22 protein-coding genes are annotated in these 26,292 nt (G+C 68.5%); 7 read left to right on the forward strand and 15 right to left on the reverse strand.

What is annotated here, in order from left to right; translation table 11 throughout:
• Positions 1 to 28: 28 nt before the first annotated feature.
• The gene (locus QWL29_RS02380; protein ID WP_305821282.1) at positions 29 to 1,537 is read right to left on the reverse strand and encodes an aryl-sulfate sulfotransferase; all 1,509 of its coding nucleotides are present in this window, start codon (positions 1,535 to 1,537) and stop codon (positions 29 to 31) included.
• Between the two features lie 183 nt (positions 1,538 to 1,720).
• Here QWL29_RS02380 and QWL29_RS02385 point away from each other — a divergent pair, with 183 nt between their 5' ends.
• On the forward strand, positions 1,721 to 4,201 hold the full coding sequence (locus QWL29_RS02385; RefSeq protein WP_305821283.1) for a heavy metal translocating P-type ATPase: 2,481 nt from the start codon (positions 1,721 to 1,723) through the stop codon (positions 4,199 to 4,201).
• Positions 4,202 to 4,205: 4 nt separating this feature from the next.
• On the opposite strand, the gene QWL29_RS02390 is transcribed toward QWL29_RS02385, so the two are convergent.
• The 5 genes from QWL29_RS02390 to QWL29_RS02410 all read right to left on the reverse strand — a co-directional run bounded on the left by QWL29_RS02390 (position 4,206) and on the right by QWL29_RS02410 (position 8,963).
• Positions 4,206 to 4,961: a hypothetical protein gene (locus tag QWL29_RS02390; protein WP_305821284.1), complete on the reverse strand. Its 756-nt coding sequence runs from the start codon at positions 4,959 to 4,961 to the stop codon at positions 4,206 to 4,208.
• A 200-nt stretch (positions 4,962 to 5,161) separates the two neighbouring features.
• Entirely contained in the window at positions 5,162 to 6,553 is a 1,392-nt protein-coding gene (locus QWL29_RS02395; protein WP_305821285.1) for a multicopper oxidase family protein, read from the reverse strand.
• Positions 6,550 to 7,938, reverse strand: a complete 1,389-nt coding sequence (locus tag QWL29_RS02400) for a TolC family protein (RefSeq protein ID WP_305821286.1) — start codon at positions 7,936 to 7,938, stop codon at positions 6,550 to 6,552. Before QWL29_RS02400 ends, QWL29_RS02395 begins: the two co-directional genes overlap by 4 nt.
• Complete coding sequence (locus QWL29_RS02405) at positions 7,938 to 8,483, reverse strand: hypothetical protein (RefSeq protein WP_305821287.1); 546 nt, start codon at positions 8,481 to 8,483, stop codon at positions 7,938 to 7,940. Before QWL29_RS02405 ends, QWL29_RS02400 begins: the two co-directional genes overlap by 1 nt.
• Before the next feature lie 60 nt (positions 8,484 to 8,543).
• Positions 8,544 to 8,963, reverse strand: a complete 420-nt coding sequence (locus tag QWL29_RS02410; protein WP_305821288.1) for a DUF2946 family protein — start codon at positions 8,961 to 8,963, stop codon at positions 8,544 to 8,546.
• A gap of 155 nt (positions 8,964 to 9,118) precedes the next feature.
• Here QWL29_RS02410 and QWL29_RS02415 point away from each other — a divergent pair, with 155 nt between their 5' ends.
• Complete coding sequence (locus QWL29_RS02415) at positions 9,119 to 9,523, forward strand: hypothetical protein (protein ID WP_305821289.1); 405 nt, start codon at positions 9,119 to 9,121, stop codon at positions 9,521 to 9,523.
• Here QWL29_RS02415 and QWL29_RS02420 read toward each other — a convergent pair.
• Positions 9,484 to 10,428 carry a cation diffusion facilitator family transporter gene (locus tag QWL29_RS02420; protein WP_305821290.1) on the reverse strand — a complete coding sequence of 315 codons (945 nt, stop codon included), beginning with the start codon at positions 10,426 to 10,428 and terminating at the stop codon, positions 9,484 to 9,486. The two genes, QWL29_RS02415 and QWL29_RS02420, sit on opposite strands and share 40 nt — an antisense overlap.
• A gap of 84 nt (positions 10,429 to 10,512) precedes the next feature.
• Here QWL29_RS02420 and QWL29_RS02425 point away from each other — a divergent pair, with 84 nt between their 5' ends.
• Entirely contained in the window at positions 10,513 to 13,191 is a 2,679-nt protein-coding gene (locus tag QWL29_RS02425) for a bifunctional acetate--CoA ligase family protein/GNAT family N-acetyltransferase (RefSeq protein WP_305821291.1), read from the forward strand.
• A gap of 67 nt (positions 13,192 to 13,258) precedes the next feature.
• On the opposite strand, the gene rhlE1 is transcribed toward QWL29_RS02425, so the two are convergent.
• The 4 genes from rhlE1 to QWL29_RS02445 form a co-directional block, all read right to left on the reverse strand.
• On the reverse strand, positions 13,259 to 14,518 hold the full coding sequence (gene rhlE1 / locus QWL29_RS02430) for an RNA helicase RhlE1 (protein WP_305821292.1): 1,260 nt from the start codon (positions 14,516 to 14,518) through the stop codon (positions 13,259 to 13,261).
• Positions 14,519 to 14,596: 78 nt separating this feature from the next.
• A complete protein-coding gene (locus tag QWL29_RS02435) occupies positions 14,597 to 14,734 on the reverse strand; it encodes a hypothetical protein (RefSeq protein WP_305821293.1) in 138 nt (45 codons plus the stop codon).
• Positions 14,735 to 14,808: 74 nt separating this feature from the next.
• Complete coding sequence (locus QWL29_RS02440; protein ID WP_305821294.1) at positions 14,809 to 15,252, reverse strand: hypothetical protein; 444 nt, start codon at positions 15,250 to 15,252, stop codon at positions 14,809 to 14,811.
• An 89-nt stretch (positions 15,253 to 15,341) separates the two neighbouring features.
• Positions 15,342 to 15,479 (reverse strand): hypothetical protein, encoded by a 138-nt coding sequence (locus QWL29_RS02445; protein WP_305821295.1) that lies wholly within the window; start codon positions 15,477 to 15,479, stop codon positions 15,342 to 15,344.
• A gap of 174 nt (positions 15,480 to 15,653) precedes the next feature.
• Here QWL29_RS02445 and QWL29_RS02450 point away from each other — a divergent pair, with 174 nt between their 5' ends.
• Positions 15,654 to 16,145 (forward strand): hypothetical protein, encoded by a 492-nt coding sequence (locus QWL29_RS02450; protein ID WP_305821296.1) that lies wholly within the window; start codon positions 15,654 to 15,656, stop codon positions 16,143 to 16,145.
• Positions 16,146 to 16,274: 129 nt separating this feature from the next.
• Positions 16,275 to 17,579: an NAD(P)/FAD-dependent oxidoreductase gene (locus tag QWL29_RS02455; protein WP_305821297.1), complete on the forward strand. Its 1,305-nt coding sequence runs from the start codon at positions 16,275 to 16,277 to the stop codon at positions 17,577 to 17,579.
• 50 nt (positions 17,580 to 17,629) lie between these two features.
• Here the strand turns inward: QWL29_RS02455 and QWL29_RS02460 are convergent, their stop codons facing one another.
• Positions 17,630 to 18,352 carry a sensor histidine kinase gene (locus QWL29_RS02460; protein ID WP_305821298.1) on the reverse strand — a complete coding sequence of 241 codons (723 nt, stop codon included), beginning with the start codon at positions 18,350 to 18,352 and terminating at the stop codon, positions 17,630 to 17,632.
• 170 nt (positions 18,353 to 18,522) lie between these two features.
• Here QWL29_RS02460 and QWL29_RS02465 point away from each other — a divergent pair, with 170 nt between their 5' ends.
• Positions 18,523 to 19,011, forward strand: a complete 489-nt coding sequence (locus tag QWL29_RS02465) for a hemerythrin domain-containing protein (RefSeq protein WP_305821299.1) — start codon at positions 18,523 to 18,525, stop codon at positions 19,009 to 19,011.
• A 313-nt stretch (positions 19,012 to 19,324) separates the two neighbouring features.
• Here QWL29_RS02465 and QWL29_RS02470 read toward each other — a convergent pair whose 3' ends face one another.
• Positions 19,325 to 20,950, reverse strand: coding sequence for a response regulator (locus tag QWL29_RS02470; protein ID WP_305821300.1), 1,626 nt, complete (start codon positions 20,948 to 20,950; stop codon positions 19,325 to 19,327).
• Positions 20,951 to 21,248: 298 nt separating this feature from the next.
• Here QWL29_RS02470 and QWL29_RS02475 point away from each other — a divergent pair, with 298 nt between their 5' ends.
• Positions 21,249 to 21,692, forward strand: a complete 444-nt coding sequence (locus QWL29_RS02475) for a hypothetical protein (protein WP_305821301.1) — start codon at positions 21,249 to 21,251, stop codon at positions 21,690 to 21,692.
• 325 nt (positions 21,693 to 22,017) lie between these two features.
• On the opposite strand, the gene QWL29_RS02480 is transcribed toward QWL29_RS02475, so the two are convergent.
• Entirely contained in the window at positions 22,018 to 22,998 is a 981-nt protein-coding gene (locus tag QWL29_RS02480; RefSeq protein WP_305821302.1) for a GGDEF domain-containing response regulator, read from the reverse strand.
• Between the two features lie 142 nt (positions 22,999 to 23,140).
• Positions 23,141 to 26,140, reverse strand: a complete 3,000-nt coding sequence (locus QWL29_RS02485; protein ID WP_305821303.1) for a PAS domain-containing hybrid sensor histidine kinase/response regulator — start codon at positions 26,138 to 26,140, stop codon at positions 23,141 to 23,143.
• Positions 26,141 to 26,292 lie beyond the last annotated feature (152 nt).

A 26,292-nucleotide genomic window follows, 5' to 3' on the forward strand; every position in this document is an offset into this window, starting at 1 on the left:
GCCGCGGCTGGCTCTTTTCTGCCGCACCTTATTTCAGCACCAGGCCCGTGAACCCGATGGGCTCGGCAATGAAGACCGTCCCACAGTTCACGGTCGGGTATTCGTAATCGAAGGCGATCTGGCCGCTGCTGTTGATTGCGCGCAGCTTGCTGCGCGTACGGCCTGCCGCCGCGGCGTAGCCGATCAGGTAGTTGCCGGGCGTGGTTTCGTAGGTGCTGGAGCAGACGTCCGAATAGATCGGTGGTTCGGGGGCATAGGTCCAGACCTCGGCGGCAGTGCGCTTCTTCTCGTCGATCGCATAGCGCGAAGGCGTGCTGAAGTCACGCGTAATACCAGGCGCGGTGTCCGCAGGATGATTGTAACTGCCAAGGCCGTTATTGAAGAGCAGCAGTTCGCCGTTCGGCGTGATCGACAGCGTATGCTGCCCGATCGGCACCTTGCCTGAGGTGAGTTCGAGCGCCAGCGCGCGCAGCGAGGGATAATCGACGTACCAGTGCTTGGTGGTGTCGCCGAACAGCCATTTGATCTTGCCGGTCTGGTAGTCGAGCTTGACGACGAAGTTCTCGCGGCTGGAGATCAGCAGCGAATCGTCGGCTGGCACGTAGATCGCGGAATTCATGTGGAACCAGTCGGTGCCGTCGCGCACGAAGTTAGCGGGGTCGTCGCCTCCGGCCTGTATCGCTGCGCGGAAGATATGAGCCAGGTCCCATTCCTTCAGGATCGCGCCGTCGGTGCCGATTTCCGCCAAAATCGACTCGATCTTCGGCACTCCGCCATCGTTCGCGTCGAGTTCGGCAAGCAAGCCCTTCTTGCCCGCCGACAGGTCGTGGTGGAAGTTGGTATAGCGCGTGGCGGCGAGCGGGATGGTGGTAAATGAACCGGTCAGGTCGAAGCGCCGCAATTCCGGCGTCGTGGCGCTGCCGACGTAGAACGCGTCGTCGCCGAACCAGGTCGAGGGCGAGGTGTTCGGATCGGCGCCCAGCCAGCGCATGTTGCCGTCGGAGTCGAGCACGACCGGCGCATAGGCATTGTTCTTGATGAGCATATAGTCGAACCCCGGCGCCGCGGCGGCGCTGCGCGCGGTGTTCACCTCGGGCGTGGTGTAGACTGCCGCCGGCCCCGTATAAGCCGGCGCAGCCACCGTCACCTGCTCGTCGTCGGTCGACTTGTCCTCGAACGCCGCGCTGACCGTGACGCCGTTGGCATACCCGGCATACAGCCCGAACACCGGAATGACGAGCCGCCGGTCGGCCGCGCGCCAGGCGCCGGTGCGTTCGATCCAGGCGCGGGTAAAGGTGGTGCTCATCGGCTTGGAAAAGGTGCCGGGCCGGGCGGCGATGGTGTACGACACGCTGGACAGGTGGGAAAAGTCGTCGAGCGAGAGGGTGAGGTTGGCGACGAAAGGCGTGGAGCCCGGCGCCTGGCCGACCACCCGTACGCGCGCCTCCTCGGCCTGGGTGTCGTCGTCGGAATGGCTGCAGGCTGCCAGCAGCAGGCAGGGGGAAAGTAACAATACGGTACGCAATGCGGTCTTCATGCAGCCTCCAGGAAATGGGATACTGACGAGTTACAGATTCGATGCCGGCTCTGCCTTGAAGTTCTGGCAGGACGGCGATGCCACCGACCGGCTCAATCGTCTTCGCCATGCTGCCCCGGCAGCGGCGCTTGACCTTCCCACGATGGGAAGCAATATCCTGTGGGTATCGGAAGGAGATGAACCATGAACAAAAGCCTCGAACAGCATGCCAAGCCCGGCGCGGCAAGCTTTGATATTTCCGGCATGACATGCGCATCCTGCGTCGCGCGTGTGGAGAAGGCGCTACGCGCGGTGCCCGGGGTGGAGGACGCCAGCGTCAACCTGGCCACCGAGCGCGCCAGCGTGCGCGGCGCGGCCGACAGCGCCGCCATCGTCGCGGCCGTGCACAGGGCCGGCTACGAGGCTGCCCCCACCCCGGCCGCGCCGCTGCGCACCGCGGCGCCGGCTCGCGCCCTGCCGGCCTGGTGGCCGGTGGCCGCCGCCGCACTGCTGAGCGCGCCGCTGATGCTGCCGATGCTCGGTCAGCTGGCCGGCGCCGACTGGCCGCTGCCGGGCTGGCTGCAATGGCTGCTGGCCACGCCAGTCCAGTTCTGGCTCGGCGCGCGCTTCTACCGCGCCGGCTGGAAAGCGCTGCGTGCCGGCGCCGGCAACATGGACCTGCTGGTCGCGCTTGGCACCAGCGCCGCCTACGGCCTGTCGGTCTACCTGCTGCTGGCCGGCGGGCATGGCGCCGGCCACCTGTATTTCGAATCCTCGGCGGTCGTCATCACCCTGGTCCTGCTGGGCAAGTGGCTGGAAGCGCGCGCCCGGCGCCAGACCCTGGAAGCGATCGGCGCGCTGGAATCGCTGCGCGCTACCGATGCCCTGGTGCGGCGCGGCGGCCACGACCATGTGATCGACGTCGGCATGCTAGTTGTTGGCGATGTGCTGGTGGTGCGGCCCGGGGCGCGCGTCGCCGCCGACGGCGTGGTGGAGGAAGGCCGCAGCCATCTCGACGAATCGCTGCTCACCGGCGAGAGCCTGCCGCTGGCCAAGGGGCCGGGCGAGCGCGTTACCGGCGGCGCCGTGAACGGCGAGGGCCTGCTGCTGGTGCGCGTGACGGCGGTCGGCGCGGCGACCCTGCTGTCGCAGATCATTCGCCAGGTGGAAGACGCGCAGGCGGTCAAGGCGCCGGTCCAGCGCCTGGTCGACCGCGTCAGCGCGGTGTTCGTGCCGGCCGTGCTGCTGGTCTCCGTGCTCACTTTCATCGGCTGGTGGCTGGCCACCGGCGACTGGCAGGGCGCGCTGCTGAACGCGGTGGCGGTGCAGGTGATTGCCTGTCCCTGCGCGCTGGGCCTGGCGACGCCGACCGCGATCATGGTCGGCACCGGCGTGGCGGCGCGCCACGGCATCCTGATCCGCGACGCCGAGGCGCTGGAAACCGCGCACGCGGTGGACACCGTGGTCTTCGACAAGACCGGCACCCTGACCGAGGGCCGGCCGGTGGTGGTGGCGCTCGAAGGCAGCCAGCCGGAGCGGGTGCTGGCGCTGGCGGCCGCCGTGCAGCAGGCGAGCAGCCATCCGCTGGCGCACGCGGTGGGCGAGCTGGCCCGCCAGCGCGGCCTGGTCCTGCAGCCCGCCGCCGAAGCCCAGGCCCTGCCGGGACGCGGCGTGCAGGCGAGCGTGGGCGCCGCGCGCGTCTGGCTGGGCAATGCGCGCCTCGCCGATGAACTCGGCGCCGCGCTTGGGCAGTGGCAGGAGGCGGCGGCGCGCCATGAAGCCGAAGGCCGCACCGTGTCCTGGCTGCTGCGCGAGCAAGGCGGCCAGCCTGAGGTGCTGGGCCTGCTCGCCTTTGGCGACCGCGTGCGCGCCACGGCGCCGGCCGCGGTGGCGCGCCTGCAGGCGATGGGTGTGCGCACCAGCATGCTGACCGGCGATAACCTGGGCGCGGCGCGCGCGGTGGCGGCGGCGGTCGGCATCGGCGAATACGCCGCCGGGGTCTTGCCCGGCGAAAAGGCCGAGCACGTGCAGCGTGCGCTGGCGGCCGGACGCAGGGTGGCGATGGTCGGCGACGGCATCAACGATGCGCCGGCCCTGGCTGCGGCCAGCGTCGGCATCGCCATGGCCGGCGGCACCGACGTCGCCATGCACACCGCCGGCATCACGCTGATGCGCGCCGATCCGGCCCTGGTGGCGGACGCCATTGCGGTGTCGCAGCGCACCTACCGCAAGATCCGCCAGAACCTGGGCTGGGCCTTTGCCTATAATGTCGTCGGCATTCCGCTGGCTGCCTTCGGCCTGCTGAACCCGATGCTGGCCGGCGCCGCGATGGCGCTCAGCTCAGTGAGCGTGGTGAGCAACGCGCTGCTGCTGCGGCGCTGGCAGCCGGCCGCGCCTGCACCATCGAGCATGGACCAGGCAAGCATGCCATCATCAACCATCGGGGCGAGCCTGCCCCTATCCAAAGGAGAACACACCATGTACGAACTGACTGTCGAAGGCATGAGCTGCGGCCATTGCGTGGGCCGCGTGACCAGGACCGTGCAAGGCATCGACGCCGGCGCGAAGGTCGAGATCGACCTGCCGACCAAGAAGGTCAGGATCGACAGCGGCGCCGACCTGGACCGGATCGCGGCGGCGATCGACGACGCCGGCTATCCGGTGACGGCGCGCGCGGTGGACTGAAGCTTCAGGCGGCGATCTCGGGCAGCGACTTCAGTCCGCGCCCGATGGTCTCGCAATCGGCGGCGCTCGGCTTGCGGTCTTCGGCGATACCCAGGCTGCCAACGGTCCAGGCCTGCAGCTTGAGCTGCTCGTCGCGCACCACTGCGCTGGCGGCGGCGGCATCGCTGCGGCTGGAGCGCGCCATCATCACCACGGCCGCCTGGTCGAGCGCGGGCTTGTGCGCCGCCTGCCAGGCGCCGTAGGCCTCCTGCACGCCTGGTGCAGTAGCGGGGAAGGCGCGCGCGCAGAACGTCACGATCCCGCCCAGCAGGTCCTTGCGCGCCATGAGGCGGGTCAGGCGCTCTTCTTCGGCGGACAGAGGCGCAGCAGGGGCCGCCGGCGCCGCAGGAACGGGCACGGCGGCCTGTAGCTCGCGGTAGAAATCCTTCGGGTCTTTTGGATTGGCCTGGACATGCGCCACCTTGGCGAGGAAGCCGCTGTCGGGTTCGAGCCTGCCGCCGACGGACCCGATCGCCGTACCGCGCCGGAACACCATCTGCTCGGGCAGGCCGATCGGCTTGGGCAGCTTGCCGAAATCCGGGAACGTGTGCCACACCGGCCACTGCACGCGCACGTACTTGACCCTGGTATCGCGTGCCGGCGCGACGGCGTTGTCGAAGGCCTTGTCGGCGCCGATGCAATAGCGGCACTTGGGGTCGGGAGACGTAAATTGCACCACGACGGTGTCGTTCCTGGCGAGGAAGGCGGGCAGGTCCTGCATCCGGACTTCCTGCACGCGGGCAGCGTGGGCGGGGTTGGCGGCAGCGCTGACGAGGACAGCGGAAAGAATGCATCCGATACGAGAGAGTGTCATGGAAAAGAAGGGCTGGAAGTCGACTGTCCGATTGTCGATTATTCAAGCCCTTCCTTCAATGCCGCACGCATGAACGTGCCGAATAAGGTCTCAAGCCGAAAAACGCTTCAATGCCCGTGCTGTTGCGGCTTGCGTGCCGATGCGGCGCCTGGCGCAGGGGCGGGCGCCGTGCCCGGCGCCTGGGCGGCCGGCGGCAGTTCGCCGGTCCACTCGCGCGCCACCGTGCCGGCCGGATGCCGGTACCAGCCGGGGTCGCGGTAGTCGCCGCGCGCCAGCCCCTCGCGCACCTTCAGCACCGTGAACATGCCGCCCATCTCCAGGTTGCCGAAAGGGCCGCGCCCGGTCATCATCGGCAGGGTGTTCTCGGGCAGCGGCATCTGCATGTCGCCCATCGAGCCGCCCTTGTCGCCCATGACCATGTAGCCGGGGATCAGGTCGTTGATCTTCTCGGCCACGTCGCGGTGGTCGACGCCGATCAGGTTCGGCACCTCGTGGCCCATGGCGTTCATGGTGTGGTGCGACTTGTGGCAATGGAAGGCCCAGTCGCCGGGATTGTCGGCCACGAATTCGATGGCGCGCATCTGGCCTACGGCGACGTCGACGCTCACTTCCGGCCAGCGTGCCTCGGGCCGCACCCAGCCGCCGTCGGTGCAGGCGACTTCGAAGCGGTGCCCGTGCAGGTGGATCGGATGGTTCGTCATGGTGAGATTCCCGACGCGGATGCGCACCCGGTCGCCCAGGCGCGCCACCATCGGGTCGAGGCCGGGGAAGACGCGGCTGTTCATGGTCCACAGATTAAAGTCGAGCATGGTGTTGGTGCGCGGCGTGTAGCTGCCCGGCTCGATGTCGAAGGCGCCGAGCAGCATCACGTAGTCGCGCTCGACGGCATGCTGGCGCGGGTCCTTCGGGTGCGTGACCCAGGAACCCATCATCCCCATCGCCATCTGCTGCATCTCGTCGGCGTGCGGGTGGTACATGAAGGTGCCGGCGTGGCGCGCCACGAATTCATACATGAAGGTCTTGCCGGGCGCGATGCCGGGCTGGGTCAGGCCGGTTACGCCGTCCATCCCGCAGGGCAGGATCTGGCCGTGCCAGTGGACGCTGGTGTGCTCGGGCAGCTTGTTGGTGACGAAAATGCGCACGCGGTCGCCCTCGACCACCTCGATGGTCGGGCCCGGGCTCTGGCCGTTGTAGCCCCACAAATTGGCCTGCATGCCAGGAGCGAGTTCGCGCACCACGGGTTCGGCCACCAGGTGGAATTCCTTGACGCCGTCCTTCATGCGCCAGGGCAGGGACCAGCCGTTCAGGGTAACGACCGGATGGTAGGGACGGCCGTTGGGCGGGGCCAGCGGCGCGGCGGTGGCGCCCGATGCCGCGGCATTGGCTTGCGGGTTCGGTGCATACGGTGCTTCCGGCAGGCCGGCTGCGCCGGCGCGGCTGACCGCTGCGGCGCCGACCAGGGTGCCGCCGGCGCCGAGGAATGCTCTGCGGGTGGTCATGGTGCGTGTTCCTTGTGTTGGTTGGTGGCGGCCTGCGGTGCGGGGCCGCCCAGGGCCAGCTGCAATGCCGCTTCCTGGATCCAGAAATCCTTTAAAGCCTCGATGGCGGCGTTCACGGCGCCGGCCTGTTCGCGCGCATCGAGCAGCAGTTCGAAGGGGCTGGCCAGCATGCCGTTGTAGCGCAGCAGGACTTCGCCGGAGATCTTCTTGCGCAGCGGGAGGACCTCGTCGCGGTAGTGGCGCGCCAGGTCCCAGCCGCCGCGGTAGGCGAGGTAGCGTTCGCGCGCCTCGCTGCGCGCATTGACCGCGGTCTCGGCGACGCGCCGCAGCGACTGCATGTACACCGCTTCGGCGCGCGCGCTGCGGGCGCCGCCCCAGTCGAACAGCGGCAGTTCCAGCGACAGCGCGTAGCCGCGCGCGCGCGGTTCGCCGGTCTCGCTCTTGCGTTCCAGGCCGAGCTCCAGCACGTTGACGAAGCGCGTGGTGCGGGTCAGGCCGAGATTCGCCGCGGTGCTGGCCGCTTCCTGGCGCGCGGCCTGGACGTCGGCGCGGCGCGCCAGGGCGAGGCGCTCGGTTTCGTTCAGTTCCAGCGGCGCGGCCGGCAGGTCGGGCAGGCGCTCGGGCAGAGTAAAAGCGGTTTGCTCGCCCCACAGGCCGAGCAGGCGCGCCAGGCGTTCGCGGCTGGCGACCAGCCCCTGTTCGGCGCGCATGACGCCGGCGGCGGCTTCGGCATGGAACAGCTGCTCGCGTGCGCTGTCGAGGGCGCTGGCGTTGCCGGAGCGGGTCATGCGGCCGGTCAGCTCGGCGCTGGCCTCGGCGGCGGCGTTCACGCGCCGTGCGTAATCCAGGGCCTGACGCGCGGCCACCGCCTCGGCCCAGGCGCGCCGTGTCTCGAAGGCGTGGCGCTCGATGGCGGCGCCGACGTTCAGGCTGACCTGCTCGAAGCGCGCCTGTTCCAGCCGCCGCGACAGGGGCAGGGTCAGCGCCTGCACCAGGCTGAAGGTAAGCGAGCGTTCGATCTCGACCGACCCGCCGCCGGATGTGCGCTTGAAGCCGACACCCGGATTTTGCAGGCGCGCTGCCTGGGCCAGGTCGGCCTGGGCGAAGCCGGCGTCCCAGTAGCTCGCCTGCAGGCCGGGATGGTTCAGCAGGGCGATGCGCACCGCGTCTTCGCGGCCCAGCGGCTGCGCCAGCAGGGCGCGCACGGTGTCGGCGACCGAGCGTTCGTCGGCCTCGGTGCGCACCAGCTTCGCTTCGGCGCCGGTGCGCGCACGGGCCGCGTCGGCGACGGCGCCGAACCCGCCATCCGGCGCCACGCCGACACAGCCCGCCAGCAGCGCAGCGGCGCCGGCCAGCGCACCGCGTGTCACGATGGAGGCTGGCATCAGTGCTGCCCCTCGTGCTGGTGCGCCGGCGCGGCCGGACGGTGGCCGGCATGCGGATCGGCCGGGGCTGGAGCGGGCATGGTGTGGCCGGCGTGCGGGTCGGCTGGTGCTTGAGCAGGCATGGTGTGGCCGGCATGTGGATCGGCCGGGGCCGGAGCTGGCATGGCGTGGCCAGCATGCGGATTGGCTGGTGCAGGAACTGGCATCGCGTGGCCGGCATGCGGATCGGCCGGTGCCGCAGCGGGCATGGCATGCCCGGCGTGCGGGTCGGCGCCGTGCGTCGCGTGGCCGTGGCCCGGTGTGGCCGCGACGATGCGGTTCTGTTCCTTCCAGGCCTGGTCGGGCGTGGCCGGTTCGGCGCGGCGCGGCTGGTAGGCGGCGCCGGTCTGGTAGCGCGTCGGCGGCACCGGCGCGTTGGGGTCGGCGGCGGGCACGCTGGCGGCGTGGGCAGCATGGACGCTGACGGCCAGCAGGCCGGCGCTCAGGAAAGCTGAAGACGCGCGGGACGGCGCGATGCGCGCAATGCGCGAAATGGCGGATAGCATGGAATCCTCACTGGTTGCATACGACAGGGCCGCGCGGCAAGCGGCGCGGCAGGCGGCAAATCAGGCGAGGACGAAGCGGGGAGGCCGTTCGGGCAGGGCGAGGTCGACCGAAGGCAGGAGCCCGGCCGAGAACGGAGCCGCCAGGCGCGGCGGCGCATGCACCGGCAGGGCGAGGACGGGCGCCGGCACGATGGCCGCACCGATGGAGCAGGCCGAGCAGGCGCCACACTTGGCGTTGCCGTGGTGCTGGGGCGAATGCTGGCTGTCGCCCGCATCCGGAGCCGACATGGCGTGGTGTGCGCCGCCATGCATGCCGTGGTGGGCATGCTCCGCGCCCGCATCCGCCGGCGCGGAAGGGGCGGGCATCGTGTGCCCCATGCTGCCCACCCCGCAGCCGAACATGGCCGCCGAGGCGAATCCCTGGAAGGGAACCGCCAGCAGGACCAGCCACAGGGTCAGGGTGCGCAAGAGGGTATTCACGCGGCCATTCTAGCACGCTGCCTCGGCGATATGGCGGCGGGGCGCCGGCCGGCCGTCGTCTCTGCAGCTCCCCGCAATTCTTGATTGTCAGCATAAATACCTGCTGATAATATGTTGCCCATCAGTCAATCACTGTTGAATAAAGGACCACACGGATGGCCTGGATCGCCCAGCTCCTGATTCCGCGCCGGCGCAAGAACCGGCGCGAACTCGCCGACCGCGCGGCCGAGGTGGTCAGGCACGTCCTGTTCGACATGGGCATCGAGCGTTTCCTGGGCGGGACCATGTTGGTCGACCGCCAGTACCGGATGCGCTTCGTGAGCGGCAACCTGCCCGGCGGCGGCGCCCTGGCCGCGCTGCCGGTGGCGGCGCTGGTGCACGCCCAGGCGCTGCAGGCGAGCGTGCCGCAATTGCCGGCCCTGGCCGCCTTCCACCAGCACGACGTCGCCCTGCTGGTCGATGAACTGATGGCCGCGCTGCTGGCGCAGTCGGCCCTGCTGCGCGCCTTGCCCGAGCAGCGCTACCGGCTGGCCGAGCGCAGCGCCGCCGCCTCGAAATAAACGCGCCGGATCGCCGGATCGAATTCCCTCACAGCTGCTTCCAGGCGTGCGATCGCCAGGTCGACTTCGTCGATGCGCATGCCGCGCCGGAAGCGCACGGCGGCGGTCAGCAGCACGTCGTCGGGGCCGAGCTGCATGGTCATCAGCTGGCCCACGGTTTCCAGCGCGGGGTCGGCGCAGAAGATATCCCTCAGCTGGCCGGTCTGCTCCACGCCTACGCTTTCGCCCACCAGCAGGCCGCCGGTCTCGCGCGCCAGGGTCCAGGCCGCGCCCACCAGCAGCAGCCCGATCGCGATCGATGCGGCCGGGTCGATGTAGGGATTGTCCAGCAGGTGCCCGAGCCAGATGCCGCCGGCCGCCACCAGGATCCCGAGCAGGGCTGCGCTGTCTTCGATGAAGACGGTGAACACCGAGGCATCCTTGCTGGCCTTGACGGTCTGCCAGAGCGTGGCGCCGGGCAGGCGGTTGCCGTTCAGTGCGCGCCGCGAAACGTTCCAGCTGTATCCTTCGAACAGGAAGGCGGCGCCCAGCACCACGTAGTTCCAGAACGGGTCTTCGAGCGGCGCCGGTTGCTGCAGGCTGTGGATGCCGTGGTAGATCGACAGCCCGCCGCCCAGCGTGAACACGGACAGGGCGACGATCAGGGCCCAGAAGTACACGGCCTTGCCGTAGCCGAAGGGGTGGCGCGCGTCGGGCTTGCGGCTAGAGACTTTTTCGCCGACCAGCAGCAGGAGTTCGTTGCCGGTGTCGACCGCCGAGTGGATGCCTTCGGCCAGCATGGCGGCGCTGCCGGTGACGGCGGCCACCGAGAACTTGGCGGCGGCGATGCCGAGGTTGGCGACGATGGCGGCGTAGATCACCTTGCGGCTGTCGGTGGCGGGTGCTGTGTTCTTGTTGTCAGTCATGAGTGAAGAGGAGTCGGATTTGATGCCCAGTCTAGCCAATCCGCCGGTTTCGCCGGGCACGCTTGCGATGCGGGCCGCCGCCGCATGAGCACCCGCAACCTGCGCAGCCTGTTCGCGCCGCGCTCGGTGGCCCTGGTCGGCGCCTCGGCGCGGCCGGGCAGCCTGGGCGCGACCGTGCTGGCCAACCTGGCGGCGGGCGGCTTCAAGGGCCCGGTGTACCCGGTCAATCCGAAGTACACCGAACTGCACGGCCAGCCGGTGTACGCCAGCGTGGCCGAGCTGCCGGCCGCGCCCGACCTGGCCATCATCTGCACCCCGGCCGCCACCATCCCGGCCATCATCCGCCAGCTCGGCGAGAAGGGCACGCGCGCCGCCATCGTGCTGAGCGCCGGCCTGGCCGGGGCGCGCGACGAACGTGGCCGTCCCGTCAAGCAGGCCATGCTCGACGCCGCCCACCCCTACCTGCTGCGCATCCTCGGCGCCAACAGCGCCGGGCTGCTGTCGCCGGCGCTGGGCCTGAACGCCAGCGTGGCGCACAGCGGCGCGCTGCCGGGACGGATCGCCTTTGTCTCGCAGTCCGGCGCCCTGATGACGGGCGTGCTGGACCGGGCGCGCTCGCGCGGCATCGGCTTTTCGCACTTCATCGCGCTGGGCGACTCGAGCGACGTCGACCTCGGCGACGTGCTCGACTACCTGGCCAGCGACGGCGCCACCGGCTCGATCCTGCTGTACGTGGAAAACCTGCGCCATGCGCGCAAGTTCATGTCGGCGGCGCGCGCGGCGGCGCGCAGCAAGCCGACCCTGGTGCTGAAAGCCGGCCGGGTCGGCAACGACGTGCGCGCCGCCGCCAGCGAGACCGGGCTGCTCGCGGCCACCGACGACGTGTTCGACGCCGCCATCCGCCGCGCCGGCATGCTGCGCGTGGACACCACCGAGGAGCTGTTCGCGGCGGTCGAGACCCTGGCCCATGCCAGGGCGCTGTACGGCGAACGGCTGGCCATCGTGTCGAACGGCGCCGGCCCCGGCGTGCTGGCGCTCGACGCCCTGGTGCGCGGCGGCGGCACCGCGGCGCAGCTTTCGCCCGAGTCGCTCGAACGCCTGGCCGCGCTGCTGCCGGCCGGCCCGCCGCGCGCCAACCCGGTCAATTTGCTGGGCGACGCCGAGCCCGAACGCTACCGCCAGGCCCTGGAGATCCTGTTGCAGGACAAGGGCGCGGACGCGGTGCTGGTCGTGCATTCGCCCACGGCCACGGTCGACCCGGCCGATATCGCGCGCGCCATCGCGCCGCTCGCGCGCGCCGCCTCGCGCAACGTGCTGGCCTGCTGGCTGGGCGGCGATTCGGTGGCCGCGGCGCGCGAGATCGCCTCCGGCGCCGGCATGCCGACCTTCGACACGCCCGAGGATGCGGTGGCCGGCTTCCTGCAGATCGTGCATTACCGCCAGAACCAGAACTTGCTGATGCAGGTGCCGCCCTCGATTTCCAGCACGCTCGCATCCGGCCGCGCCACTGCGCGCGCCCTGGTGCGCGAAGCGCTGGCGGCCGGGCGCCACCTGCTGTCCGATCCCGAAACCAAGGCCATCCTGCGCGCCTACGGCATGGCCCTGGTCGAGACGCGCCAGGCGGCGGACGTCGAGGACGCGGTGGCGGCGGCCAGGAGCATCGGCTTTCCGGTGGCCGTGAAGATCCTCTCGCCCGATGTGATGCACAAGTCGGACGTCGGCGGCGTGGCGCTCGACCTCGATTCCGAGCAGGCGGTGCGGGCGGCGGCCGGGCGCGTGCGGCGCCAGCTGGCCGAGCTGCGCCCCGACGCCCGCTTCGAGGGCTATTCGGTGCAGGCCATGGCGCGCCGTCCCGAGGGCCATGAACTGATCCTGGGCGCGGCCACCGACCTGGTGTTCGGACCGGTGATCCTGTTCGGCCAGGGCGGCATCGCAGTCGAGGTGACCGACGACCACGCGGTGGCGCTGCCGCCGCTGAACGCGGTGCTGGCGCGCGAACTGGTCGACCGCACCCGCGTGGCGCGCCTGCTGGCCGGCTACCGGAATCGCCCGGCGGCCGACATGAACGCCATTCTCGCCGCCGTGGTGCAGGTGGCGCGCCTGGTGGCCGACATTCCGGAAATCGTCGAACTCGACATCAACCCGCTGATTGCCGATGCCTCGGGCGCCGTGGTGCTGGACGCGCGCATGCGCCTGGCGCTGGCCGACCGCTCCGCCAGCACGCTCGACCGGCTGGCGATCCGGCCTTATCCGCGCGAGCTGGAGCAGACCATTCCCTGGCAGGGCGGCGCGCTGCTGCTGCGCCCCGTGCGGCCGGAAGACGGGCCGGCCCATCTGCGATTCTTCGACGCCCTCACGCCCGACGACATCCGCTACCGCATGTTCGTGCGCATCCGCGAGCTGCAGCCCTCGCAGCTGGCGCGCTTCACCCAGATCGACTACGACCGCGAGATGGCCTTCATCGCCACCCGCCCGGGGCCAGACGGCCAGGCCGAGACGCTGGGGGTGGGAAGGGTGGTGGCCGATCCCGACAATACCTCGGCGGAGTTTGCCGTGACGGTGCGTTCGGACCTGAAGGGCATGGGGCTGGGGCGCATCCTGATGGAAAAGCTGATCGCGTATTGCCGCGCGCGCGGCACGCGCGAGATCGTCGGCGAGGTGCTGCCGCAGAACAGCCGCATGATCGGGCTGGTGAAGAAGCTTGGCTTCGAGGTGACGCCGGGCGAGGAGGGGGTGCGCAAGCTGCGGCTGGTGCTGCAGTAGACAGTGAAATAAAATTTCACCGGATGCTTCCGGTTGAAATTTTATTTCATGCGTGACAAGACAAGCTTCAGCGGCGGAAGCGTACATCCTCGCTCACCACGCGCTGTTCGCCGCGTGCATCGCCCTTGGGTTTCTTCGGTTTTTTCGGCTTCTTGACGACCTGGCCGCTGGCATTCGTTTCCGGCACGCGGTGGTCCGGCGCGAAGCCGCTTTCCTCGACCCGCTTGAGGTTCTGTCCCGTCAGCATCTCGATCGCCGCCAGCTGCTGTACTTCGTCGGCGCAAACCAGCGACACCGCTTCGCCCGAGGCGCCGGCGCGTCCCGTGCGGCCGGTGCGGTGCACGTAATCCTCGGCCACGATCGGCAGGTCGACGTTGACCACCACCGGCAAATCGTCGATGTCGAGCCCGCGCGCGGCGACGTCGGTAGCCACCAGCACTTTTACCTCGCCGGCCTTGAAGCGCTCGAGCGCACGCAGGCGCGCCGGCTGCGGCTTGTCGCCGTGGATGGCGTCGACGGCGATGCCTTTCGCCTCCAGCAGCACGACCAGCTCGTCGACGCCCTTGCGCGTCCTGGCAAAGACCAGCACCTGGCCCCAGCCGTGCTTCTTCAGCAGGTGCAGGAACAGTTCCGGCTTGCGCTTCTTGTCGACAGGCACCGCCCACTGCTTGATCGCCTTGACGGTGGTGTTGCGCGGCGCGGTCTCGATGCTGACCGGGTCGACCAGCAGCTTGGCGGCCAGGGCGCGGATCGGGTCGGAAAAGGTGGCCGAGAACAGCAGGGTCTGGCGCTTATTGGGCAGCGCCGCCAGCACCTGGTCGAGCTCGCGCGAAAAGCCGAGATCGAGCATGCGGTCGGCTTCGTCGAGCACCAGCATCTGGGTGGCCGTGAACTTCAGCGCGTTCTGGCGGTACAGGTCGAGCAGGCGGCCAGGCGTGGCCACCAGCAGGTCGACGCCCTTGCGCAGGCGCATCATCTGCGGATTGATGCTGACGCCGCCGTAGGCCACCATGGTGCGCAGCGGCAGGCTGGCGCCATAGGTCTGGAAACTCGTGTGCACCTGCTCGGCCAGCTCGCGCGTGGGCACCAGGATCAGCGCACGCGCAGTGTTGCTGGCCAGCGGCGTGCCTTCCATCACCAGGCGCTGCAGCAGGGGCAGGGCGAAGCCGGCGGTCTTGCCGGTGCCGGTCTGGGCCGCGGCCATGACGTCGCGCCCGGCCAGCACGGCGGGAATCGCCTGGGCCTGGACCGGCGTCGGGTTCTTGTATTCGAGCGATTCGAGGGTGCGGGCGATCGGATCGATCAGGCCGAGCGAGGCAAACGACATGGAAACCTTGGGCAAAGATGAACAGCCGACAGTTTACCTTGCCGCGCGCCGGCAAGCGCAAAAACCGTGTGCCTTGCCTCAGGTATCGAGGAAACGGCCGAACACCGCGGGCGCGCCAGGCGCGGTCGGCTTCACCGGCTCATGACGGTCCTTGCAGCCGCTGGCGAGCAGGCAGGCAAGGGCGAGGGCGGACCAGCGCAGGACGTGGATTTTCATGGCGATCTCCTTGATGCCGATGATAGCCGCAATTGCGCGCCGGCCGCGCGCACGTGTACTTCAAAAGCGGTGGATCAGAAACGATACGACAAGTTGGCGCGCAGCACCGGATAGACCTTGTAGTCCGAGGCTTCGTCGGCCAGGCGCGCTTCTTCCACCGCCACGTCGGCGGCAAGCCGGTCGCACAGGGCCGACTGCACGGTGCAATTGACGCTGCGCAGGCTGACGCGTGCCTTGCTCTGGTAGAAGGCGCCGAGGTCGCCGCCGAAGCTCCAGCCGCGCTCGCTGCTGAGCGCGTTGCCCCAGCCGATGCCGATGTAGGGCGCGGCCTTGCGGAAGTCGACCTTGCCGACCAGCAGGCCGACATCGGCCGCATTGTAGGGCCGTCCGTTCAGGCGGAAGGTGCCGAGCTGGTCCGGCGCGGCGACGGCATCGAAGTGGGTGTCGTTGTAGAACACGCCGCCGGTCAGGCGGAAACTGCTGCCTGCGCTCGGGTACCAGTCGAGCAGGGCGTCCACGGTTTGCAGCTTGCCGTCGAGGTCGTACTTGACCTGGCCGGAACGTTTCGTGAAGTCGTGCTGGAAGTAATTGACACCGATGCGGCCGTTCAGGCTGGGGTGAAGCCGAAGCTCAGGTGGGCGCCGATGCCGGTGGTGCCGAGGTCGGCCGATACACCGGTCTGGGCCTGGGCCGCGCCCGCGGCGAGCAGGCAAACGAGAGTCAGGGAAACACGCTGGGACGACATGAACTCCTCCATGCTGGATGCGTTGGGCCGATTGTAGCGAGCCTGGCGTCGCATCCGTACCACAGCGCGAATTCCGCGCGGCATTTGTAAATGTGTGTTGCAGCGTACAGGAACGTAACGTTTCAGCTGATAAAGTTCACATCAACGAAACAACATGACAAGAGGAGCTCTCCCATGACTTCCCCCTTCAAACTCCTGGTTGCCGGCCTGGCCCTGGCCGCTTCCGCACTCCCGGCCGTTGCCGCCACCAACGTCAGCATCAACATCGGCCAGCCCGGCTTCTACGGCCGCCTGGATGTCGCCGACTATGGCCGTCCGCCGGTCATCTACGAACGCCCGGTGATCGTGCGCGAAGTGCGCCACGTGCGCGCCGCCCCGATCTACCTGCGAGTGCCGGCCGGCCACCGCAGCAACTGGAAACGCTACTGCGGCGGCTACGACGCCTGCGGCCGTCCGGTGATGTTCGTGCGCGACGACTGGTACACCAACAGCTATGCGCCACGCTGGCGCGAGCGTCACCATCGTCCGGCGCACCACCACGGGCGCCCCGAGCACCACGACCGCCGCGACCATCACGATCGCCATGATCGCCATGACCGCCGCGACCACCACGGCCGCGATCGCGACCACCACGACCGCGGCCACGGACACGGCCACGGACGATAAGCGGCGCGGCCGGCCTCTCGCATTGCTTCCCGCGCATTGCCTCCTGATTTCAGGGGCCGCGCCACGCGATTTCCTCTGCCGGTGTAGACTTGCGCTTGTAGCAAGGTACATACGGAATGGAGGTAAGTCTTGCAAAGTGAAATCGTGATCGTGGGTGGTGGGGCAGGCGGGCTGGAGCTTGCGTGCAAACTGGGGCGCAAACTGGGGCCGTCGAAGGTGATGCTGGTCGATACCCGGCTGTATCACATCTGGAAACCCTCGCTGCACGAGGTGGCGGCCGGCACCCTGGACATCCACCAGGAGGGTCTGTCCTACCAGATGCTGGCCCACGACAACGGCTTCACCTTCGTCTATGGCCCCATGACCGCGCTCGACGCGGGCGCGCGCCGCATCACGGTCGGCGCCGTGAAGGCTTCGGATGGCGAAGACGTGCTGCACGAGCGCCGCATCGAGTACGGCTCACTGGTGATGGCGGTCGGCAGCACCTCGAACTACTTCGGCGTGCCGGGCGCGCGCGAACACACGATTTCCCTGAACGCCACCGAGGACGCCGAGCGCTTCCGCCTGCGTCTGCTGCGCCTGATGGCGGTGGCCGAACAGGTGCGCGAAGAGCGGCCCGATGCCGCCGCCGCGCTCGACGTGGTGATCATCGGCGGCGGCGCTACCGGCGTCGAGCTGGCGGCCGAGCTGCGCGAAGCCTCGGGCGTGTACGCCACCTACGGTTTCTCGCGCCTGCAGGTCAAGCGCGACGTGCGCATCACCCTGCTCGAAGGCGCGCCGCGCATCCTGGCGCCGCTGCCGGAGCGGGTTTCGGCGGCGGCGCTCAAATTGCTGGGCGAGCGCGGCATCAACGTGGTGACCGATTGCCGCGTCACGCAAATCGACCCGGACAAGGTGCTGGATAACGCCGGCAACGTGTATCCGGCCAACCTGGTGGTGTGGGCGGCGGGCATCCGCGCGCCGGAATTCCTGGCCACGCTGGGGCTGCCGACCAACAAGGGCGGCCAGATCGAGGTCGACGCCAATCTGCGCGTGAAAGGCGTGCCCGGCGTATACGCGCTGGGCGACTGCGCAGCCTGCATCGACGAATCCGGCAAGCCGGTGCCGCCGCGCGCCCAGGCCGCGCACCAGCAGGCCGATTACCTGCGCAAGCAGTTCCTGCGCCTGGCCGCAGGCAAGCCGTTCGACGAAAAGCCCTATCGCTACCGCGACTACGGTTCCCTGGTCTCGCTCGGCAAGACCACCAGCGTCGGCAACCTGATGGGTTCGCTGCGCGGCGCGAGCTGGTTCGTCGAAGGAATGGTGGCGCGCTTCATGTACACCAGCCTGCACCTGATGCACCACCAGGCCGTGCTCGGCTCGATGCGCACCGGCGTGTTGGCGATCGCGCGCTTCCTGATCCGCCGCACCACGCCGCTGGTGAAGCTGCACTAAGGCGGTAAATAAGCCGCATGAAACAAAGGCCGGCATTGCCGGCCTTTGTTTCATGTCTCCGGCACCTGCCGCGGCAACACCATCGTCAACGCCGTCCCACCCTCGGGCCCGGGCCCCAGCGCCAGCGTCCCGCCCAGCGCCCGCGCACGCTCGCGCAGCAGGCGCAGGCCGTGGCAATGCAGCGATTCCGACGGCGCCGCTCCATCCGGCAGGCCGGCGCCGTCGTCGCGCACGGTCAGCATCAGCTGCTCGCCGTCGTCGTCCAGGATCACCTCGACCTTGCCGGCCTGGGCATGGTGCAGCACGTTGCGCAGGCCTTCCTCGGCGCAGCGCAGCAGGGCCACGCCCTGGGCGCGCGCGTAGCCGTCGTCGTCGTCGGGCAGGCTGGCGCTGGCCTTGATGCCATGTTCCTGGCCGAACTCGGCCACCAGTTCCGTCAGCGCAGCCTTGATGCCCAGGAATTCGAGCTTGTCGTTCCACAGGCCCAGCTGCACGGTGCGGTTGGTCTCGATGATGTTGTTGAGCAGGCTCTTCATCTGGCTGGCGCGGTCCTTGGCCTTGTCTTCGCTCAGGTTCTTTGCCAGCAGGCCCAGGTGCATGGTGAGCGCCGTCATCGACGAGCCCAGGCTGTCGTGCAGCTTGCGCGCCAGCAGGCGGCGCTCTTCGTCCCAGCAGCTCATCAGGTGGCCAACCAGTTCGGTCAGTTCGGCAGTGCGTGCGGCCACCTTGCGATCCAGTTCCGGGTCGGGGTGGTGCGGGTCCGGTGCGGTCATCGTCGGCTCGGTTAAATGTTTCCCAAATCATACAACAGAGTCGCCCGGGAAGCGCGCACTGACGCTGCCTTGCTGTCGAGCGTGCGCTTCCGAACAGTAGGCCTGCGCTTTTCGGATCAGGCTGTAGGGGTAGTCAAAATTATTATATTCACAACCATCAAGGAGCTCACATGGCAACCAACAAGAACACCAGCGCGACCACCGGCATCGACGCCGTCGAACTGCTGACCAAGCAGCACCGCGAGGTCGAGGATCTGTTCGAGCAGTTCGAAAAAGCCGGCGACAACGCCAAGGACAAGAAGAAAAAGCTGGCCGACGAGATCTGCAACGCCCTGACCATGCACACCATGATCGAGGAAGAGATCTTCTACCCGGCCACCCGCGCCGCCGGCGAGGAATCGGAAGAAACCGAGGACATGATCGACGAAGCCGTTGTCGAGCACGCGTCGGCCAAGGACCTGATCGCGCAGATCCGCGAGATGAGCCCGGAAGACGATTTGTACGACGCCAAGGTCAAGGTGCTGTCGGAGATGATCGACCACCACGTCGAGGAAGAAGAGAAGGAAATGTTCCCGAAAACGCGCAAGCTGAAGCTGGACCTGGGCGTGCTGGGCGAGGAAATGAAGAAACGCCAGGTGGAGATCGAGGCGGCGATGTAAACAGCCGCGCGGCCGGCATGGTGATGGCCGTGTCGGAGGGACGTAGGGTGGGCCGGGCCGCGCTAGGCACTCCGTGCCCACGCGGAAGCGTGCGTGGTGATGGCCGTGCCGAGGGCCTGGCGACGGCTCGTCTGGAGGGAAACACCTCGGCCGAAGCCGCATCGCCGATGTCCACACGGTGAGACCGCGTGGGCACAAGTGCCCACCCTACGAAAACCCGCCATTTTTAGCCGGCGGACGTCCACCCCGCCATTTTTAGCCGGCGGACGTCCACCCGGCCGTTTTCAGCCGGCAGCCGTCTACCCCGGCGTTTTCAGCCGGCAGCCGTACGCAGCGGCGCCGGTTCCCCCAGCGCCCCCAGCAGCTGCGCAATATCCACCGGCTTCACCAGGTGCATGTCGAAGCCTGCCTCCAGCACGCGGCGCTGGTCTTCGGCCAGGCCATACCCGGTCAGCGCGATCAGCCGCATCGCCTGCGTGTCCGGATTCGCCCGCAGGCGGCGTGCCACTTCGTAGCCGTCGATCCCCGGCAACCCGATGTCGACCAGCGCCACCTTCGGCAGCCGCGACAGGGCCTGCTGCACGCCATCGAGCCCGTCGGCCGACTGCAGCACCGGGTAGCCATACACGTCGAGCATGGTCGCCATCATCTCGCGTCCATCCTCGTTGTCTTCGATCAGCAGCACGGCCGGCTTGGCGCAGTCCGCTTCCGGCGCGGCGGCGGCCGGCGCGCTGGCCTGGGCCGCTTCGGCGCGCGGCAGGCGGATGATGAAGGCGCTGCCGGCGCCGCCGCCGGCGCTGGTGGCCGATACGCTGCCGCCATGCAGCTCGACCAGGCGGCGCACCAGCGACAGGCCGATGCCGAGCCCGCCCTGGGCGCGGTCCAGGCTGATGCTGCCCTGCACGAACACGTCGAACACGTGCGGCAGCAAATCAGGCGCGATGCCGACGCCGGTGTCGCTCACCGTCAGCAGCACGTCCTCGTCCTCGGCGGAAATCCGGATCGCGATGCTGCCGCCGGCCGGCGTGTACTTCAGGGCGTTGTCGATCAGATTGGTCGCGATCTGCTCGAGCCGGGTCGGGTCGCCGTCGACCCAGTTCGGCGCCAGGTCGACGTCGATGCGGTAGCCGGCGGTGCGGCCGGTGGCGCGGAAGGTGTCGAGGCAGGCGCCGACCAGGCTGGCCATGTCCACCGGGCGGCGCGCCAGCAGGATCTTGCCGGACATCGCGCGCGACAGATCGAGCAGGTCGTCGACGATGCGCGACAAGTGCTGGCTCTGGCGCCCGATGATCTGGCGCGCACGGCTGGCCGTCTCGAGGCCGGCGCCGGGCATGTCGATCAGGGCGGCGGCGCTGCTGATCGCCGACAGCGGGTTGCGCAGCTCGTGGCCCAGCATGGCCAGGAATTCGTCCTTGGCGTGGCTGGTGCGCTCGGCGGCCTGGCGCTCTTCGATCTCGCGCATCAGGCGCTCGTTGGTCGCGGTCAGCTCCAGGGTGCGCTGGGACAGGTCCTCGGTCTGGCGCCGCAGCTGCTCGTTCTTGTTGGCCAGGGCCACGAACACCGAGACCTTGGCGTGCAGGATCTGCGGGATCACCGGCGTGAACAGGAAGTCGGCGGCGCCGCGCTGGTAGGCCTTCAGGCGGTCGATCTCGTCGGCCAGGAAGGCGGTGACGAAGATGATCGGGATGTCGGCGGAACGGGCGCGCTGGTGGATCGCCTCGGCGGTCTCGAAGCCGTCCATGCCGGGCATGTTGACGTCGAGGATGATGACGGCGAAGTCGTGCAGCAGCACCTGGCGTAGCGCTTCCTGTCCCGAGCGCGCCGAGAGCACCGTGTAGCCGGTGTCGGAAGCCCATTGGTCAAGCAGGCTGGTCAGGGCCAGGAGGCTGGCCGCGTCGTCGTTGACGACCAATATCTTCGGTTTGGCGGTGGTGAGCACGTCGTTCCTGCTGCGTTTGTCGGGGCCGGGGTTGGTGGCGCTGCCGGTTAACAAGGATAGCAGAGTGTGACTGCTTTCCAAGAGTAAAGACACGGTTGAGCGGCGTCGAATGATATCACGGCAATTTGCAATGTTTGGGGGCAATCGTGCGCGCTTTTGCACCCCGCATCAGGCTTTTACGGGAGGCTTCGTGTACGGCACCGCACATACGGTTTTGCGGGGCTATGCGATAGTGGGACCGTGTCCAGTTCAACCGTGTCAATGGAGGACAGGCGCGCCCACTTGAAAGGACAAAAACATGAATATCAATACCATCGTCAACGAACAGTTCCACGGCAAGTCGTTCAAGGAACTGGTGAATTGCCCGCTGACCGCGCTGTGCGGCATCGGTCCGAACCAGGCCAAGGCCCTGGAAGACGCCTTTGGCGTCACGACCATCGGCCAGCTGGCCAGCTTGAAGGTGGTCGCCCATGCTGTCGCCATCGAAATGATGGCCGGCGTGGAAACCCAGTCGCAGGGTGACGCGGCCAAGGAAACCCTGCTCGACGACGCCGTCGAGATGACCTTCCCGGCAAGCGACCCGATCTCGGTCGACGCCGGCATCACCCGCATCGAAGTGGCGCCGGACAAGGTCGACGCCAGCCGCGACCACCAGGGCGCGGTTGCCATGGCGGCGCACAACGAGCAGGCCGTCGGGGAATCGTGCATCGGCACGAAGGACAAGGAGCCCGGCAGCGCCTGATCGCAGCACGCAGTAGCGTTCCAGGCCACGGCGCCTCGGGGCCCGCATCGCGCGGACCTCGAGGCGCCGTTGTCGTTTGTGTGGCCAGGAACGCCGACGGGTAGGGTGGGCGCCCCGTGCCCACGCGTAAACGGTGAGCAGACGCGGCTTTGAAACATGTCAACACGGCGCACGCGTCACGCGTGGGCACGGAGCGCCCACCCTACGTGCACAGACATCACGGCCATAACAGACGCTCCGGATATTCATGCCAATAAAAACGGCGCCGGGCTGGTGGGCCGGCGCCGTGGAAGGCGGGTGTCCGCGCGGGGCGGCTGGCGGGGCTTCAGCGGTGCTGAGCCAGCTCAGCCACCTGCTTTGGGGGCGATTTCGCGGCCGCCTGGCGCGCGCCTCCGGCGGTCGAGCAGAAACGGTTCTTGCCGGCGCGCTTGGCTTCGTACAGCGCGTAGTCGGCGATGCTGATCAGGGCGTCCACCGATTCGGCGTCGTCCGGATAGATGCTGATGCCGATCGAGGTCGACAGGCGCAGCGTCAGGTCGTTGATGAAATAGGGCTCGGACAAGGCCTCGACCAGCTTGGCCGCCGGCCCCTGGGCGTCGGCCAGGCTGTGGATGTCGCCCAGCACTACCATGAATTCGTCGCCGCCCAGGCGCGCCACCGTGTCTTCCTTGCGGGAAGTCGACAGCAGCCGCTGCGAGACCATCTTCAGGATGTCGTCGCCGTAGGTATCGTTGATCGCCTTGAAGCCGTCCAGGTCCAGGTACATGATGGCGGCCTTGGCGTGGCTGCGATTGGCGTGCTGGAGCGCGGTTTCGATGCGGTCTTCCAGCAGGCGCCGGTTCGGCAGGCCGGTGAGGGCATCGTGCAGGGCCAGCTCCTGCTGGGCCTTGGAATACTGGGCCAGCTCTTTATACAGCAGGCGCACCTCGAGCATGTTGTGGATGCGCTTGTGCACTTCCAGCAGATCGAAGGGCTTGCTGATGAAGTCGCGCGCGCCCGCTTCCAGCGCCGCGATCTTGAAACTCGGTTGCGCCGTGAGGGCCAGCACCGGCAGGTAGCCGCCTTTTTCGATTTCCTTCAGGCTTTTCATGACCTGGAAACCGTTCAGGCCCGGCATCTGCAGGTCGAGCAGGATCAGGTCGTAGTTATGCTCGCGGTGCAGCGGACACACCTGTTCCGGCTCCATGGTCGAGCTGACATCGGTGTAGCCCTCTTCGGACAATATCTCTTCCATCAGCTCGATATTGTCTGGCGAATCGTCTACGACCAAAATCTTGGCGTTCAAAATGTCTTGTCTGCTCGGCATGCTTCTCTCGTCGAAATAGGGTCTGGAAGGACGCAAGTTTCACTAAGGAATCCAACTTTCCCATCCAGATCAGTCTAGCAAAAGCACCAAAATTTCTTGTAGGACAGCGCCGCGTGCGCGGGTAGGAACATCACAATTGCGATCAGCGCCCCGCCGGACGCACCAATGATGCCACGGCAGCAATCAGTTCGCTCGGTTCCACGGGCTTGGAAATGTGCGAATTGAACCCGGCTTCGAGCGCGCGCAGGCGATCCTCGGAGCGGGCAAAGGCGGTGAGCGCCACCGCCGGCAGCAGGCCGCCGCGGTCGCGGCCCAGGCTGCGCACCCAGGACAGCAGCTCGAAACCGTCCACCTCGGGCATGCCGAGGTCGCTGATCAGCAAATCGGGCAGGTCGGCGCGCAGGGCGTCGAAGGCTTCGCGCGCGCTGGCGGCGATGCGCACCCGCGCATGGCAATCGGTGAGGATGCGCGCGATCAGTTCGCGCGCGTCGCGGTCGTCGTCGACCACCAGCACCGACACGCCGCCCAGGTCGCGCAGGGTGAGCTCGGGCGTGGCAGGGCTCGGGGAGCCGACCATGCCGGCGCGGCTGCGCCGGGTCGGCGGCGCGGCCTTGGCCAGCGGCAGCTCGATCGAGAAGCTCGACCCCATGCCTTCGCCGGCGCTCTCGGCGCGCACCGTGCCGCCGTGCTGCTCGATCAGGTGCTTGACGATGGACAGGCCCAGGCCCAGGCCGCCGTGGCGGCGCGTCATCGAGGCGTCGGCCTGGCGGAAACGCTCGAACACGTGGGTGATGAATTCGGGCTTGATGCCGGCGCCGCTGTCGCGCACCGTGATCAGGACCGAATCGCCGCGCCGCGCCAGCTCCACCGCCACCTGGCCGTCGCGCGGGGTGAACTTGATGGCGTTCGACAGCAGGTTCCACACCACCTGCTGCAGGCGCGCCGGGTCGCCGGCGATCATGCCGGGGTCGGCGTCGTAGTGCTTTTCCAGGCGGATGTTCTTGGCGTCGGCCGCCGGGCGCACGGTTTCGATGGCGGCGTCGAGGAAGCCGGCCGGGGCCAGGGTCTGGATATCGAGCAGCACCTTGCCCGAGGTGATGCGGCTCATGTCGAGCAGGTCTTCGATCAACTGGGCCTGCGCGCGCGCATTGCGTTCGATGGTCTGCAGGCCGCGCTGGCGGTCGGCCTCGTCCTTGCCGCCGCGGCGCAGCACCTGGGCCCAGCCGAGAATGGCCGAGAGCGGGGTGCGCAGCTCGTGCGACAGGGTGGCCAGGAACTCGTCCTTCATCTGGCTGGAACGCTCGGCCTCGGCGCGCGCCTCGCGTTCGCTCTCGAGCAGCACCTTGCGTTCCTCGGCGGCCTGCTGGGCCGCTTCGTACAGGCGGGTATTGTCGAGGGCGACGGCGGCCTGGGCCGCAATGCCGCGCACGATGCGCTCGGTGCGTTCGGTGAACACGCCCGGTTCCGGATGGCCGAAGAACATGGTGCCGATCGCTTCGCCGCTGGCAGCCGTGACCGGCACCGACAGATAGCTTTTCACCACCGGCTCGCCGGACAACATGCCGAACTGCGGCGGAACAGGGCCGTCGTGCCCATCGCTGCCGATGTCGGTCGAGCGCACCAGGCCGGCGCTGCGGAAGCCGGCGCCGAACAGGGCGGTCGCGTGCGGCTCGCCGAAGCTCTGGAATTCGTTGGCGCTGCCGCCCGACACGGTGTACAGCGAAAACTTCGGTCCTTCGCCTTCCTTGCCGTGGTAGAAGAAGGCGGCGAAGCGGGCGCCGGCGATGCCGCTGGCGGCGTCGGTGGCCACCTGCAGCAGCGAGCGCAGGTCGCGCGTCGAGGCCAGGGCGCCGCCGGTGCTGTTGAGCAGTTCCAGCACCTTGGATTCCTCGCGCAGGGCCTGTTCGGCGCGCTTGACCTGGTCGACGTCGGTATTCGTGCCAAACCAGCGCACCACCTTGCCGCGCCGGTCGCGCACCGCGTTCACGCGCGTCAGGAACCAGCGGTACTGGCCGTCGGCGCCGCGGATCGGGTATTCCATCTCGAAGGGTTCGCCGGTGCGCAGCGAGCTGGCCCAGTTTTCCTGCATGGCCGGCAGTACCTCGGGGTCGACCGTGCCTTGCCAGCCCCAGCCGGCTGCGCCCTCGGGCGTGGTGCCGGTGTACTCGTACCAGCGCTCGTTGAACCAGACGATGGCGCCGTCGGGCTCGACCATCCAGGCCAGCTGCGGAATGGTATTCGCCAGCGCACGCAGCACTTCTTCGCTCTGGCGCAGGCTATCCTCGGCAATCTTGCGCGACGACACATCCTGGACCACGCCGGTCATGCCGATCACGCTGTCGCGCAGGGACGGGGTAGTGTAGTCGGCGCGTCCGACCAGGGCGATCCAGCGCGACTGCCCGCCGTCGGGCAGCAGCCGGCATTCGATGTTCAGGTCGGTGTGCGTGGCGAACGCGTGCAGGACGGCGCGGCGCACTGCCTCGCGGTCGGCGGCGTCGAGGCGCGCGCGCAGTTCGGTCCAGGCGAGCGGCGCTTCCGCTTCCAGGCCGAGGATGGTGGCGGCGCGCTCTCCCAGCAGCACGCGGTCGCTGGCGGCGTCCCAGCGCCAGTCGCCCAGGCGGCCGGCGGCCAGGGCCACTTGCAGGCGGCTGTTGCCGTCGATCAGGGCTTGCTGGTCGATGCGGCGCTGGGTGATGTCCTGGAAGTACAGGGTCAGGCCGTCGGGGGAAGGATAGAGGCGGGCCTCGACCCAGATCGCCAGGCGCTGGTAGAAGAACTCGCGCGTGCCCATCTGGCGCGACTCCATGGCCTGGCGCAGGTTGCTGGCCAGGTTGGTGCCCTGCAGCTCGCCGAACTCGTCCCACAGGCTCTTGCCGAGCAGGCCCTCGCGGGTCTTGTTCAGCGGCGCCAGCATGTCCAGCGCGCGGCCGTTGATGTAGGTGATGCGCCAGTCGAAGTCGACCGCGCAAAAGGCGTCGGTCAGGCTTTCGAGCATGTTTTCCATGCGCTCGTTGGCCTGGCGCAGGGCTTCCTTGGCGGCCATCAGTTCGGCTTCGGCCTGCTGGCGTGCTGCCAGCACCTTGCTGGCATTGCGCATCGCGGCCGCGCGCATCGTTTCGAGATCGTCGCGGTTGTCGCTCACGCGCGGCTCCCGGTGCCAGGGCGGGATGGACGGCTGGCGGCGATGGATACGGTGGACATCAGGGTGGAATTCATGGTCGGTTGCTCGGCGCGCTGGTGGCGCGCAGGTGGCACGCAAGCGACGCGCTGCGGCAAGCGCAGGCGCGGCGACAC

Source organism: Massilia brevitalea (assembly GCF_030711405.1).
GTDB classification, from domain to species: domain Bacteria; phylum Pseudomonadota; class Gammaproteobacteria; order Burkholderiales; family Burkholderiaceae_D; genus Telluria; species Telluria brevitalea.